Origin of the sequence: Pseudomonas sp. LJDD11, from assembly GCF_024584215.1 — a bacterium.
GTDB lineage: Bacteria > Pseudomonadota > Gammaproteobacteria > Pseudomonadales > Pseudomonadaceae > Aquipseudomonas.
Genome location: NZ_JANJFL010000012.1, coordinates 59,165 through 73,696 on the forward strand (window position 1 = coordinate 59,165; position 14,532 = coordinate 73,696).

The window sequence follows — 14,532 nt, forward strand, 5'->3', positions numbered from 1 at the left end:
GTCCGGGAGTTTTCATGACATTTAATGTGGCCATGAGTGGCCTGCGTGCGGCTCACAAGCGGCTGGAAGTGGCGGGTAACAATATTGCCAACGTGGGCACGGTAGGCTTCAAATCTTCGCGTGCGGAATTTTCAGCGCTTTATTCCTCATCTCAGTTGGGCAGCAGTGTGCATAACATTGGTGATGGTGTGCGCCTGGCCAATGTCGCGCAGAACTTCAACGCCGGTGATGCGATGAGCAGCGATGGCGCGCCATTGGATATGCGTATTCAAGGCAGCGGTTTCTTTGTGGTCAGTGAGCGGGGTGCGTTGGGTTATACCCGTGCGGGCGCTTTTCATAAGGATGCTGAGGACTTTATTGTCGACAGTGCCGGTAATCGTCTGCAGGGGTACGGGGTGGATGACGATGGGCGGGTGCTGGTCGGCATGCGCACTGATTTGAAAATCGATACTTCGGTGATGCAGGCACGGGCAACCCGTGAGCTTGAGCAGGCGGTGAATCTGAGTTCAGCCATGCCATCGCTGGCCGCATTGCGCGAGTTCAATCCGGCCGAGCCGGGCAGTTACACCCGGGTCATGACCCGAACCGTACGCGACGCAGGTATTGCTGAAGTGGTCGAAATGGTCGATGCCAGCGGAGTGGTTACCCGGCCGGGCGTCCCAGCGGTGGCGCCAGAGGATCATGAGTTCAGGCAGTATCTGGTCAAGACTGATGCGGATCGCTGGACGTTGTATGTCACCGTGGATGGGCGCAATCCACTGGACGCCGGCTCTGACAAACCCTTGCAGTGGTCGCTGCAAAAGCGGCCTGATGGCTCGGTGGTGCTTACTGGTGGTAGTGAGCACATCAAGAAGGTGTCCGATGCAGAGTTTTCCTTGAGTGGCTGGCAGCCGGCTCGGCAAGTTAATGGGCAGTGGCTGGCCAGTGCCGCGGGGGCGGCAGGCCCATTGGCCCTGCCTTTGATGGATGGGGCTGATCACGCGCTGAGTGAAGTCGATCCGTTGGTGGAGCGTCCGGTGCCAGTGTTCCGGCCAGCGGATCTGGGGTCGTTCAACAAGACTTTTTCCAGCACCCTCCACGACTCATTGGGTAATCCACATGAGTTGCAGCAGTATTTCGTCAAGGACGGCACCAATAGCTGGAAGATGCACGTTCTGGTCAATGGTCGTAACCCGGCTGATCCGCAAAGTGCTGAGCCAGTGACCGCCAGTCTGTTGTTCAATGCCAACGGCACGCTGGCCAGTGTCACAGGGGCTGCTGGTCTCGATCTGGATCGGGGTGCCCTGGTGCTCAAGCATTGGTTGCCGGCGCGGCTCAGTGATGCGTCCGGGCGTGGCTGGGTCGCCAACGGCGCAGCAGCGCATCCTGACGGCGTGCGGATTCAGGTGGATCGCCTGACCCAGCACAACGCTGACACCGCATTGCTTGCCAGTCGCCCCGACGGTCACGCGCCTGGGATGCTGGCCGGAATCGGGATCGGGCGTGATGGTGTATTAAGTGCGGCTTACACCAACGGGCTGCATCGGGCGATTGGTCAGGTCATGCTGGCGCGGTTCGCCAATGAACAAGGCTTGTTGCCGGTCAGTGATACGCGCTGGAGTGCAGCCCAGGCTTCGGGTGCGGCGATGTTTGGTGTGCCGGGAGGTGCGGGAGCCGGAGGTATTGTCGCTCAGTCTCTGGAGGCTTCGAATGTTGAGCTGTCGGCGCAGCTGATAGAGCTGGTTCAGGCGCAGACGGCGTTTCAGGCCAATTCCAAGGCAATCTCAACGCAGACCACGGTGTTGCAGACTTTGATCCAGTCGACCTGAGCGTCAGATCGAGCAGTCTGATTTCACATAAAAACCGTTCAGGCGTGTCCAGCCCCAGCCGGGGCTGGTCTGGGCGCAGATCACGCGGTCGGCACCTTGCCATTTGTAGTAGCGCGCTGGTGCGGCCTGGCTTGGGGCGATGGCGCTCAGCAGGGTCAAGCCCAGCAGGCTGGTGGTCAACAGGCGCAGCCCGGGTTTAATTCGCATGGTGATCACCACTTCATGCTCTGGGTGGGGTCTTGTCACGATAAAACACCTTGCTGCGATTGGCAAAGCTGCGCGGCGCAGTTTTTTGGCGGTCAGTGCCGGGTTGTTGGCCGCCAGCGGCAGTCCTTCGCCGCTTTGGCAAATGAGTGCCTGCCAGCCCGCAAGCGAAGTGCCCGTCAGTGCTGGGGATCAGCGCTTTTGTATCGCTAATGACAAGTTGGTGCAAAAATTGCTTCGCCTGCATCAGTACAGCTACAGACGGCAAGCGTCTGTCGGAGGAGGAAGACTGTGGACAAGTTGCTTTACGTGGCAATGAGCGGTGCGTCGGAAAATGCTCTGGCGCAGAAGGTGCGTGCCAACAACCTGGCGAACGTTTCGACCACCGGTTTTCAGCGTGACTTCGAACAGGCCCGCTCGATGCCGGTGTTTGGCGAAGTCATGCCGTCGCGCGCCTATGCCATGAGCGAACGGCCGGGTACTGACTTTTCCGGTGGCGCCCTGATTGAAACCGGCGGTGACCTGGATATCGCCGTCAAGGGTGACGGCTGGATTGCCGTGCAAACCGCTGACGGTGGCGAAGCCTATACCCGTAGCGCCGGCATGAACATTGACGCGCTGGGTGTGTTGCGCGCCGCCAATGGCCTGCCAGTGATGGGTAACGGTGGCCCGATTGCAGTGCCACCGCAGCAGCAGATCGATATCGGTTCCGACGGCACCATCAGCATTCGCTCGTTGGGAGAAAGCCCGCAGGTCATGGCGCAGATTGACCGCATCAAGCTGGTCAATCCAGCCCTGGCCAACCTGGAAAAAGGCCCTGACGGCTTGATTCACACCAAAGACGGGCGGCCTGCCGAGATGGACGCCAACGTGCGTGTCGAGTCGGGGTTCCTGCAGGCCAGCAACGTTAATGCGGTCGAGGAAATGACCTCGATCCTGGCGTTGTCCCGGCAATTCGAATTACACGTAAAAATGATGAAAACCGCTGAAGAAGACGACCAGGCAATGGCTCGCGTCTTGCAGATTGGCTAACCATTGACAGCTCGCGCCGGTAACCCGGCGCCTGAGGAGAAAACCCATGCTTCCTGCTCTGTACGTCGCCAAAACCGGCCTGGCTGCCCAGGACACCAACCTGACGACCATTTCCAACAACCTGGCCAACGTTTCGACCACCGGTTTCAAGCGTGATCGGGCCGAGTTTCAGGACCTTCTTTACCAGATCAAGCGTCAGCCAGGTGCTCAGTCCACTCAGGACAGTGAGCTGCCGTCCGGCCTGCAGGTCGGTACCGGTGTGCGTATCGTCGGCACTCAGAAGAGCTTCGTGGCCGGCAGCCTGCAGACCACCGAGAACCCGCTGGACATGGCCATCAACGGCCGCGGTTTCTTCCAGATCATGCAGCCCGACGGCACTATCGGCTACACCCGTGACGGTACCTTCCACCTGGATGCCAACGGTCAGATCGTGACTTCCAACGGTTTTGCCCTGGAGCCGGCAGTGGTGGTTCCGCAGGGTGCCCAGACGTTTACCGTGGCTCAGGACGGCACTGTATCGATCACGCTGCCGGGGGCGACAGCGACCCCACAGGTGATCGGTAACATTCAGACTGCCGAGTTCATCAACCCGGCCGGCCTGCAGGCCATTGGCGGCAACCTGTATCTGGAAACCGCTTCCAGCGGTGCGCCGAACGTTGGCCAGCCTGGCCTCAACGGTCTGGGCCCGGTGCTGCAAAATACTCTGGAAAACTCCAATGTCAGCACCGTTGAAGAACTGGTCGACATGATCACTACCCAGCGCGCCTACGAGATGAACTCCAAGGTGATTTCTACCGCTGATCAGATGATGCAGAACCTGGTACAAAACCTGTAAGACATGATGCATCTGCTCAATCTGCCAAGGCGCCGTCGCGGCGCCTGCTACATCGCGAGGTTTCAAGAGTCATGAAGCGCTTATCTGTTCTGCGTTTTCCCGTGCTGATCGCGCCGTTGTGCGCCGCCGTGCTACTGAGCGGCTGCGTGGCACCAGACGCCAAGCCCAATGACCCTTATTACGCTCCGGTGTTGCCGCGCACACCGATGTCAGCCGCTGCCAACAATGGCGCGATCTATCAGGCGGGCTTTGAGCAGAACCTTTACGGCGATCGCAAAGCCTTCCGGGTCGGTGACATCATCACTATCACCCTGTCTGAACGGATGGCGGCGAGCAAGGCGGCCAGCTCTGATCTGAGCAAGGACAGCAACACGACTGTGGGGCTGACATCGCTGTTCGGTTCGGGTCTGACCACCAATAACCCGATCGGTAGCAACGATCTGAGTCTCAATGCCGGCTATGGCTCTCAGCGCGAAACCAAAGGTGCCGGCCAGGCTGCGCAAAGCAACAGCCTGACCGGTTCGGTGACGGTCACCGTGGCTGATGTAATGCCTAACGGGATTCTGGCGGTGCGTGGCGAGAAGTGGATGACCCTCAACACTGGCAACGAGCTGGTGCGTATCGCCGGCCTGATCCGCGCCGATGACATCGCCACTGATAACACCGTCTCGTCGACCCGTGTCGCCGATGCGCGCATCACCTATTCAGGGACCGGAGCGTTTGCCGATACCAGCCAGCCAGGCTGGTTCGACCGCTTCTTCCTCAGCCCGTTGTTCCCTTTCTGATCGCGGGATAGCCATGATTGCCTTGAAAAAACTGATCGTTGCTGCGCTGCTGATCACCGCGCCTTTCGCGGCCCAGGCCGAACGTCTTAAAGACATTGCCAGCATTTCCGGGGTGCGGACCAACCAGTTGATCGGTTATGGCCTTGTAGTCGGGCTCAACGGTACGGGTGACCAGACCACCCAGACGCCGTTCACCTTGCAGACCTTCAACAACATGCTGGCGCAGTTCGGCATCAAGGTGCCGGCCGGGTCCGGTACGGTGCAGCTCAAGAACGTGGCGGCGGTTGCGGTGTATGCCGACCTGCCGCCGTTCGCCAAACCTGGCCAGGCGGTGGACATTACCGTGTCGTCGATCGGTAACTCCAAAAGCCTGCGCGGCGGCAGCCTGTTGATGACGCCGATGAAAGGTATCGACGGCAACGTCTATGCCATCGCCCAAGGCAACCTGGTGGTGGGCGGCTTTGACGCGGGCGGCGCGGATGGCTCGCGGATCACCGTCAATGTTCCGTCGGCCGGTCGGATCCCCGGCGGCGCAACCGTTGAGCGTGCGGTGCCAAGCGGTTTCAATCAGGGCAATAGTCTGACTCTGAACCTTAACCGCTCCGACTTCACCACGGCCAAGCGTATTGTCGACAAGATCAACGACATGCTTGGTCCGGGTGTGGCTCAGGCGCTGGATGGCGGTTCCGTGCGGGTGACGGCGCCGCTCGATCCGGGGCAGCGCGTCGATTATCTGGCGATTCTGGAAAATATCGAGATCGATCCGGGTCAGGCTTCGGCCAAGGTGGTCATCAACTCGCGCACCGGCACCATCGTGATTGGTCAGAACGTCAAGGTTTCGCCGGCGGCTGTGACCCATGGCAGCTTGACCGTGACTATCACTGAAGACCCGATTGTCAGCCAGCCAGGGGCGTTATCCGGCGGCCAGACCGCTGTAGTGCCGCGCTCGCGGGTCAATGCCCAGCAGGAAATGAAACCGATGTTCAAGTTCGGCCCTGGCACCACGCTGGATGAAATCGTCCGCGCCGTTAACCAGGTCGGTGCCGCGCCAGGTGACTTGATGGCGATTCTCGAAGCTTTGAAACAGGCCGGCGCGCTGCAGGCCGACCTGATCGTGATCTGAGGACGCGCATGATGGATATGCCCAAGGCTCCAGGATCCTCCGTCGTCGACTCCGGTGCCTATACCGACGTCAATCGTCTGGCTTCGCTCAAAGGCAGCGATAAGGACAGCCCGGAAAACCTGCGCAAGGTGGCCCGCGAGTTCGAGTCGCTGTTCGTCAGTCAGATGCTCAAAGCCATGCGCTCGGCCAATGAAGTGCTGGCCAAGGACAATCCGATGAATACTGCCGCTACCCGCCAGTATCAGGACATGTATGACCAGCAATTGGCAGTGACTCTGTCGACCCGTGGTAACGGTATTGGTTTGCAGGACGTGCTGATGCGCCAGTTGTCCAAGGACAAGGGTGTGCAGCATGCGCCGGCCGCGCCGACGGAGTCTGCCGAGGGCAGTGCGGCCGCTGAAAAGGCCGCTAACAAACCGGCCCTGGCAACCTCCATCTATCAGCAACCGTTGTGGGCCAATCGTTCTCACTCGGCAGCCGGCACTGATGCCGCGACCAATGCGTCCGGTCAGGCGCGTAACGACATGGCCATGCTCAACTCGCGGCGCCTGGCGCTGCCGGGCAAGCTCACCGACCGCTTGCTGGCCGGTATCGTACCGTCGGCCACGACCACGGTTCAGGATCAGCCCAATCACCGCATCAACGTGCCCGGCACTGGGTCGAATAAAGAGCTGATTGCCCGTGCCAACGGCGACTGGACGCGCAATCCCGAATTGGCCAATACCCCGGACATCTCCGCGAAGAGAGTGCAGACCCCACTGGCGCCGGCCAAGCGCGCGTTTGGCAACTCCGACCAGTTTGTTGCGACCATGTTGCCGCTGGCCAAGGAGGCAGCAGCGCGTATCGGTGTTGACCCGGTCATGCTGGTGGCCCAGGCGGCGCTGGAAACCGGTTGGGGCAAATCGATCATGCGCCAGAGCGATGGCAGCAGCAGTCACAACCTGTTCGGTATCAAGGCCATGGGCGGCGGCTGGAAAGGCGCCGAGGCGCGGGCGATCACTAGCGAGTTCCGTGACGGCAAGATGGTCAAGGAGACGGCCAACTTCCGTGCCTACGACTCCTACGCTGACAGTTTCCACGATCTGGTGAGCCTGTTGCAGAACAACAGCCGCTATAAAGAAGTGGTCAATTCGGCCGATAACCCGGAACAGTTTGTAAAAGAATTGCAGAAAGCTGGCTACGCCACCGACCCGGACTACGCCAGCAAGATTTCGCAGATCGCCAAGCAGATGAAGAGTTACCAGAATTACGCTGCGGTAACCGACGCTTCCACGACTTTATAAAGGCTTGAACCATGTCGCTGATCAATATTGGGCTTTCAGGGCTCAACGCCAGTAGCGCTGCGATTGCCACTATCGGCAACAACACCGCTAACGTCGACACTGCGGGCTACTCGCGGCAGCAGGTCCAGACGACCTCAACGGCGCAGATCAACCTTGGCGTGGGCGTTGGTTACCTCGGCACGGGCACTACGGTGTCTGATGTGCGGCGCATCTATAACGGTTACCTGGAAACCCAGTTGCAGAACGGCACAGCATTGAGTGCAGAAGCCACTGCCTTTTCGACCCAGGCAAACAAGATCGATACCCTGCTGTCGGACAGCAATACCGGTATTGCGACCCAGTTGGCGTCGTTCTTTACCAATTTGCAGGGCATCGCCGCCAATGCGACGCAGTCTTCGCAGCGTGCAGCTTTTCTGGCCCAGGCTTCGTCTTTGGCGTCACGTTTTAACTCCATCTCGGCGCAGATGGTCTCGCAAAACGACAATATCAACAGCCAGCTCAAGAGCCTGGCGGGTAACGTCAACGAGCTGACGAGTACGATCGCCAGCCTGAACAAGCAGATCACCCAGGCCTCGGCCGGTAACACGTCGCCCAACAGCTTGCTCGACTCTCGTAACGAAGCGGTTCGCAAGCTCAATGAGCTGATTGGCGTCAAGGTTGTCGAAAACAATACCGGCTTCGATGTTTACACCGGTACTGGTCAGTCACTGGTCGTGGCTGGAACCTCTTATCGGATGGAGGCCGGTCCGGGGCCGAGTGACCCGAGCCAATTCAATCTGCAGGTCTATTACGGTAATACGCCGACCGATGTCACCGATGTTGTCACCGGCGGCACAATTGGCGGGTTGCTTCGTTATCGCTCCGATGTTCTGGCTCCGGCGGCCAACGAGTTGGGTCGTCTCGGGCTGGTACTTTCCGATCAGGTCAACACGCAACTTTCCCAGGGTATTAACCAAAAGGGTGAGTTCGGGACCAACCTGTTCAGCAATATCAACTCGGCTGACGCGATCACTCAGCGCAGTATCGGCGCGATCCGCAACAGTTCGGGTTCCGGCAACCTGAATGTAACCATTACCGACACGAGTAAGCTGACGGCCGCTGATTATGAGGTCAAGGTCGACTCTTCGGATCTGACCACTACACCGCCTACCACCCTGTACACCGTGCGGCGTCTGCCCAATGGCGAAACCGTTGGTACCGGCGACCTGTATGCCAATCCTGCCCCCAGCTTCGATGGTTTCTCGCTGTCGCTTAGCGGCAATGGCCTGGCGGCCGGTGACACCTTCAAGGTGACCCCGACCCGCAATGGGGCCACAGGTATTTCGGTTGTCATGAGTGATCCGCAGGACTTCGCCGCCGCGGCGCCTCTGACTGCCGCAGCAGGAGTGAGCAACAGCGGCACAGGTGGTTTTACCCAGCCGGTGCTTAATACCAAACCCGATATCTACAACGCGACCGGGCTCAATGATCTGCACACTGCCTTGAAAGATGCGACCCCCATGCGTCTGGTCATGGGAACAGCGACCAATGGCGTACAGAGCTATTCGCTGGTCGATGCGAAAGGTGTTGCAGTCAATGATGCCAGTGGCAATGCCATTACCGGTACGATCGTCCAGGGCCAGAGCAATACCCTGAAGTTCAACGTGGGGTATATCGATAGCGCATCGAATTCGAAGTCGTTCGAGTTTGAAATGGTTTTGTCCGGAACGCCCAATGCCAATGACACCTTTAGTGTCGACCTGACTGCGGCAGGTTCTTCTGATAACCGTAATGTTACAGCGCTGGTTGGTTTGCAGACTGAACGTACGGTCGGTGTGTCGGGTGGCAGTGTAGGGGTAAGTCTGTCCAGCGCCTACGGTAGCCTGGTTTCAACTGTCGGCACTCAGGCAGGCCAAGGCAAGCTTGACGTGACTGCGACCGATGCGGTGCTGGCCCAGGCGAAGACCGCACGCGACTCGGTATCCGGCGTATCACTGGATGAAGAGGCCGCCAACCTGATCAAGTATCAGCAGTACTACACCGCGTCGTCGCAGATCATCAAGGCGGCTCAGACCATGTTCAGTACTCTGATCAACGCCCTTTAAGGAGTCGTAGCCCATGCGCATTTCCACCAATCAGATCTACGACGCGTCCAGCGCCAACTACCAGCGGAACTATGCCAAGTTCATCCAGGCGGGCGAGCAGACCACAACGGGTGTAAAGCTCAATAGCGCCAGCGATGATCCGGTGGGGGCGGCACGTGTTTTACAGCTGGCTCAACAGAATTCGATGCTGGACCAGTATGCGTCTAATATCACGACGATCAACTACAACGCAGCCAACACTGAAACTGCGCTGGAAAGTATCGGTACTGCGCTTCAGACAATCAGTGAGTTGGTTATCAAAGGCGGTAACGGTGCCTATACCGATGCTGACAGGATCTCTACGGCTGAACAGATCAAACAGCTGCAGAGTCAACTGCTTGGCTTGATGAATAGCCAGGATGCCAATGGTCGTTATCTGTTCTCCGGGTCCGATGCGGCGCAGCCGCCTTACTCAATGAACTCCGACGGCACCTATAGCTATCACGGTAACCAGACCTCCGTGGGGTTGGCGGTGGGTGATGGACTGATTCTGCCGAGCAACACGACGGGTTGGGAAGCGTTTGACAAGGCGGTCAATACCACTCGTACTTCGCTTACGGCGACTGGTGCGACTCCTAACGATGACAAGTTCAATATGTCCAGCGGTATCGTGTCGTCGACCACCACCTATAATTCCAGCTTCATCGCCGGCCAGCCTTACACACTGAGTATCGTGAGTGGTCCGCAATATGCGATCACCGATGCTGCAGGCAATGATGTGACCGGCGATGCTTCAACTGCTGGCGCATTCAGTTTTGCCAATTCGGAAAATCAGTTGATCACTTTCCGTGGCGTGGATCTGAATCTCAACATCAACCTGTCTGCTGCCGAGTCGGTCGATGCCGCTACTGCTGAAGGTGTGTTGCTGGGGCGCACTTATGAACTGAGCTCAACACCGCCTAGTATCAGCCCGGTACGCAGTGCTGGTAATACGTCGGCAGCGGTCATCACGACGGCTGCGGTGGGTACTACAGCTGCAGAGAAAGAATTGTTCAACACAACTTTCCCAACGGGTGGCGCAGTGTTGAAGTTCGTCCCCGGTGGTTATGAACTTTACGCGGCACCCTTGAGTAACAATAATCCTCCGGTGGCGGTGGGTACTGGATCGGGGCCGACTATCAGTGCGGCGGGTGTCAGCTTTACCATCAGTGGCACGCCTAACGATGGTGATCAGTTTGTGGTCGAGAGCAGTACGCATCAGACCAAGAATGTACTCAATACGTTGACTGACGTAATCAAGGCGTTAACGACTCCGACTGATGGCAGTGCTGTCGGGCTACAGAAGCTCAACGCCTCTCTGAACTCAGCCATGGGCAATATCAATATGGCGCTTGAGCAGTCTTCTACTGCGCGCTCCGCGATTGGAGCAAGGCAGAACGCGGCGACTGATCAAGGCGTCACCAATGATTTGCTCAAAGGTAATAATACGGTCGAGTCGCAGTCATTCACCAAGGCTGACGAAATGGAGGCAGCCACTCAGCTGACTTTGCAGAAAAACATCCTGGCTGCCTCTCAGCAGGTGTTTTTACAGCTTTCCAGTTTGAATCTGTTCAGCAAGCTGTAAGTCGTACTTTTTCAGGCATTCGCCGTCTTTTTTCAGCGGCCGAAGTGGAGGCGTACTGGTTACGCTTCCCGCCGCTTGTGAGTCCTTACCGTGAATTCGACACCGCTCGTCAGTATCGTCATCCCCGCCTTTGACCCGCTGTACTTCGGCGCGGCTCTGCAAAGCGCCCTTGATCAATCTTACTCTCCGTTGGAAATCGTGATCAGCGACGATTGTCCGACGCAAGAAATCTGCAAAATTGTCGAGTCGTTGACCGTGCCTGAAGGGGTGCGTCTGCGTTATCTGCGTAATCAGCAGCGCCTGGGATTCCCTCGTAATCTGGTACATGCAGTCGCTCAGGCCGAAGGCGAATTCATCAAGGTACTGTGCGATGACGACCGGATGTTCGCGGACTGTATCAGGCTGCAGGCGCAGGTGTTGTGTGAACATCTTGACGTTAATCTTGTGTTATGTCAGCGCGTGCTGATTGATGCCAATGACTACGCCCTCCCATCGCGGCTTATCAACTCCCAGATCCATAACTTCGATACGATTTTCAAAGGCGGCGACATGCTGGCGCTGTTGCACAGCTCGCCGACCAATATCCTGGGTAATTTTTCATCTGCTTTGATGCGTACAGCAGATGTGCAAGCGATTCTTGAGGCGCTGACCCAAGAGGGTGTCGAGTTTTGCGCATTGCTGGACTTTGCACTCTTCATTTGTTTGCTACGACGTGGCGAAATGGCCATGTTGCGCTCTGTGTTGAGTGCTGAGCGGATTCATTCAGGACGCTTGAGCAAACAGTCATCCATGATCGAAGCCGCAGGGCGTGAATTGCAGTGGCTATTACAGATGATGGAGGGGCGCGGTGGTGACGATGCGCCTGCCCCAGGCTGGGTGCGTGCAGTGGATCTTGCTCGCGTAGTGGCTGGCCAGCCGCATAAGTGGGAAGAGCTGGCGCTTTTGCGTGCGATGAGTAATCTCATAACTTCACTGGGGTTGCGTGTCGGTAGTGAGAGTGAAAGCTATGATGAGTTCTATGCCGACTGGCTTGCCGCCCGGCGGTTTACTGATGCTGAATTGGCGCAGCTCCCTCGCGCAATTTCTCAATGGCCGCAGAAACCGCGTATTGCAGTCGTCGTTATTGATCTTGAAGGTGATTCTGTTGGTCTGGGTCTGACGCTGGGATCTCTTGAGTCGCAGATGTATGACGTGGCGAACGTTTCGTTAATAGCTCCCAAGTGTCCGCCGATGGATCTTTCGGTCCAGCATCATATGGCGCGTGAAGACTGGGTGACGCAACTCAACGAAATCATTACTTCCATGCATCAGGTCGAGTGGGTTTATCTGCTGCGCCCGGGCGATCAGCTTGTTGAATCTGCACTACTGGTCTTGGCTGAGCGTATTGCCCATCGCCCAGGCATGCTATGCATTTACAGCGATGAAAGCGCATGGAGCGAGGACGTTTCTCGTGAGCCGGTGTTCAAGCCCGACTTCAATACCGATCTGATGCGCAGTTACCCCTATGTGGGACGAGCTCTGGCGTTTTCTCGTCAGGCCATACTTGATTATGACGGCTTCGACCCGTTTCATGCAGAGCTCGCACCTCAGGATCTGTTATGGAAGCTGGTGGAGGTCCATGGTCCGCAGACCATTGGACATATTGCCGAGATTCAGCTCGCCAGTACTTATACGTTCGCGCAATGGTTATCTGCACCCTGGATGGAGCAACAAAGTCGACAATTGCTTCGGTCGCATCTGGAGCGTATTGGCGTTGAGCACCGTATTCGGGCGGGTGAGTTGTCGTTAATCAGCCGCGTCGATTATCTGAGTGAACATCAGCCGCTGGTGAGTATCGTCATTTCTGTAGGTCGTCGGCTGGCGGTCTTGCAGCGTTGCATCGAGACGCTAATTGAGCAGACGGCTTATAGTCGTTATGAAATTCTCTTGATAGACGATAACGCTGACGATCAGGAGATGGGCGACTGGCTGGCGGCCATGGGGCAACTGGACACAAATCTGTTGCGCGTTGTGCGCACGGACGTTGTCGGTAAAGCTGCGCTCAATAATCTGGCGGCCGACGAGAGTCGTGGTGAATATCTGCTGTTTCTGGGTACCGACACGGTATTTACCCAGTCGCAATGGCTCAGTGAATTACTAAACCATGCGCAGCGTCCTGAGGTCGGGGTGACGGGGGGCAGGATTCTCAATCCGCAGGGTGCAATCATACATGCGGGTCTGATCGTTGGATTGGGTGGCGCAGCCGCCTCGCCTTTCCTGGGGGAGTCTAGCAAGGCGCGTGGCTACATGCAGCGTTTGCAGGCAACCCAGAACTGGAGCGCTATCAGTGCCGATTGCCTGATGGTGCGAAAAGAGGTGTTCGATAGTGTCAATGGCTTTGATGCCGACGCCTTCGCTTCGTGTCTGCATGATGTTGACCTTTGCTTGCGCATTGGCAAACAAGGATATCTGGTGGTCGGCACGCCTTATTCGAGTATCGTCCAGCATCGTTTGCCTGCTGAGCGTTCATTAGCGCAGATTCAAGAGCGCGAGTTGGAACGTGATCATCTTCATTGCCGCTGGATCGATGTCATTGCCAGAGACCCTGCCTATAACCCGAGTCTGAGTCAGGGTCTTTCCAGCTTTGCTCTCAATCCTGGTTTGAACACCGGCTGGAGTCCTTTTTGCTCGCAATCGTTGCCAACCGTGTTGATCATGCCGGTCAATCAAATGGCGACGGGACACTATCGTGTTATCCAGCCGTTGACCGAGTTGCAGGCTGCTGGGCGGGTGGTAGGGCGTACAGTGTTCGATTTCCCATCGTTTGCTGAGATTGAGCGGATTGCGCCGGATGTGATCGTCCTGCAGTGCCGCTATGGCGGTAATGCTCCCGCCTATATCGCCTCTTTGAAGAAATATTCTCGTGCCTTGCGGATATTCGAGCTGGATGATTATGTGATCAAGGCGCCTGTCAAGAATGCCCATGCCAGAAACAAACCGGCTGATACCGAGCAGTGGTTGCGCGAGTCGATCCAGGCCTGCGATCGGGTGGTGGTGACAACTCAGGGACTCAAGGATGCATTGTCAGCCATGCACGATGATATTCGGGTAGTGCCAAATATGCTTGCCCCACATTTGTGGCAGGGGCTTAAAAGCCATCGCAAGACTTCGGCGCGTCCGCGTGTGGGCTGGGGGGGCGGGACCAGCCATACCGGGGATCTTGAGGTCATTGTCGATGTGGTACGACAATTGGCGGACGAAGTTGACTGGGTGTTTTTTGGTATGTGCACCGAGGAGCTTAAACCGTATGTGCGCGAGTTTTATCCACCTGTCGATCTTCAGCGCTACCCTGCCAAACTCGCAAGTCTGAATCTTGACCTTGCTCTGGCGCCACTGGAATTTCATATTTTCAATGACTGCAAGAGCAACTTGCGGTTACTGGAGTATGGTGCTTGTGGTTACCCGGTAGTCTGTACCGACACGGAGGCCTACAAAGGTTTTCTGCCGTGCACCCGAGTCAAGAGCAACAGCACCGAGGAATGGATTGAGGCAATCCGTATGCACTTGGCTGATCCTGAAGCCAGTTATCGCATGGGCGATCAGTTACGCGAGGCGGTGTTTCAGAACTTTATGTTATCAGGCGATAACCTGCGCCATTGGGAGTGGGGCTGGTTACCAGACTGATCCCGCACCGCTGACGGTCAGGCAGTGCCCAGTGCTGCCTGATCGCTTTCTGTCAGAACGTCCCTTGCTGTAATTGGCGCAGTTCCTGCAAGCCCTTCGCTTATCGTCATGA

At 57.2% G+C, this 14,532-nt stretch carries 10 protein-coding genes; 9 read left to right on the forward strand and 1 reads right to left on the reverse strand.

What is annotated here, in order from left to right:
- Positions 1-14 precede the first annotated feature (14 nt).
- Complete coding sequence (locus NRB16_RS15335) at positions 15-1,808, forward strand: flagellar hook protein FlgE (protein ID WP_045489358.1); 1,794 nt, start codon at positions 15-17, stop codon at positions 1,806-1,808.
- 3 nt (positions 1,809-1,811) lie between these two features.
- Here the strand turns inward: NRB16_RS15335 and NRB16_RS15340 are convergent, their stop codons facing one another.
- A complete protein-coding gene (locus NRB16_RS15340) occupies positions 1,812-2,054 on the reverse strand; it encodes a hypothetical protein (RefSeq protein WP_373568470.1) in 243 nt (80 codons plus the stop codon).
- 249 nt (positions 2,055-2,303) lie between these two features.
- Here NRB16_RS15340 and NRB16_RS15345 point away from each other — a divergent pair, with 249 nt between their 5' ends.
- From NRB16_RS15345 to NRB16_RS15380, 8 genes are all read left to right on the forward strand, one after another.
- Complete coding sequence (locus NRB16_RS15345; RefSeq protein WP_045489360.1) at positions 2,304-3,044, forward strand: flagellar basal body rod protein FlgF; 741 nt, start codon at positions 2,304-2,306, stop codon at positions 3,042-3,044.
- A gap of 46 nt (positions 3,045-3,090) precedes the next feature.
- The gene (gene flgG / locus NRB16_RS15350) at positions 3,091-3,879 is read left to right on the forward strand and encodes a flagellar basal-body rod protein FlgG (protein WP_045489363.1); all 789 of its coding nucleotides are present in this window, start codon (positions 3,091-3,093) and stop codon (positions 3,877-3,879) included.
- A gap of 71 nt (positions 3,880-3,950) precedes the next feature.
- Positions 3,951-4,664, forward strand: coding sequence for a flagellar basal body L-ring protein FlgH (flgH, locus tag NRB16_RS15355; protein ID WP_257106445.1), 714 nt, complete (start codon positions 3,951-3,953; stop codon positions 4,662-4,664).
- Positions 4,665-4,677: 13 nt separating this feature from the next.
- On the forward strand, positions 4,678-5,787 hold the full coding sequence (locus NRB16_RS15360) for a flagellar basal body P-ring protein FlgI (RefSeq protein WP_045489368.1): 1,110 nt from the start codon (positions 4,678-4,680) through the stop codon (positions 5,785-5,787).
- 11 nt (positions 5,788-5,798) lie between these two features.
- Entirely contained in the window at positions 5,799-7,070 is a 1,272-nt protein-coding gene (gene flgJ, locus NRB16_RS15365; protein ID WP_045489372.1) for a flagellar assembly peptidoglycan hydrolase FlgJ, read from the forward strand.
- A gap of 11 nt (positions 7,071-7,081) precedes the next feature.
- Positions 7,082-9,154 (forward strand): flagellar hook-associated protein FlgK, encoded by a 2,073-nt coding sequence (gene flgK, locus NRB16_RS15370; protein ID WP_257106446.1) that lies wholly within the window; start codon positions 7,082-7,084, stop codon positions 9,152-9,154.
- Positions 9,155-9,167: 13 nt separating this feature from the next.
- The gene (locus NRB16_RS15375) at positions 9,168-10,757 is read left to right on the forward strand and encodes a flagellar hook-associated protein 3 (protein ID WP_045489378.1); all 1,590 of its coding nucleotides are present in this window, start codon (positions 9,168-9,170) and stop codon (positions 10,755-10,757) included.
- Between the two features lie 90 nt (positions 10,758-10,847).
- The gene (locus NRB16_RS15380; protein WP_257106447.1) at positions 10,848-14,420 is read left to right on the forward strand and encodes a glycosyltransferase; all 3,573 of its coding nucleotides are present in this window, start codon (positions 10,848-10,850) and stop codon (positions 14,418-14,420) included.
- The last annotated feature ends 112 nt before the right edge of the window (positions 14,421-14,532 follow it).

Coding starts and splice junctions, on each gene's coding strand:
- NRB16_RS15335 (WP_045489358.1), top strand. CDS start 15: ATGACATTTAATGTGGCCATGAGTGGCCTGCGTGCGGCTCACAAGCGG.
- flgG (WP_045489363.1), top strand. CDS start 3,091: ATGCTTCCTGCTCTGTACGTCGCCAAAACCGGCCTGGCTGCCCAGGAC.
- flgH (WP_257106445.1), top strand. CDS start 3,951: ATGAAGCGCTTATCTGTTCTGCGTTTTCCCGTGCTGATCGCGCCGTTG.
- NRB16_RS15360 (WP_045489368.1), top strand. CDS start 4,678: ATGATTGCCTTGAAAAAACTGATCGTTGCTGCGCTGCTGATCACCGCG.
- flgJ (WP_045489372.1), top strand. CDS start 5,799: ATGGATATGCCCAAGGCTCCAGGATCCTCCGTCGTCGACTCCGGTGCC.
- flgK (WP_257106446.1), top strand. CDS start 7,082: ATGTCGCTGATCAATATTGGGCTTTCAGGGCTCAACGCCAGTAGCGCT.
- NRB16_RS15375 (WP_045489378.1), top strand. CDS start 9,168: ATGCGCATTTCCACCAATCAGATCTACGACGCGTCCAGCGCCAACTAC.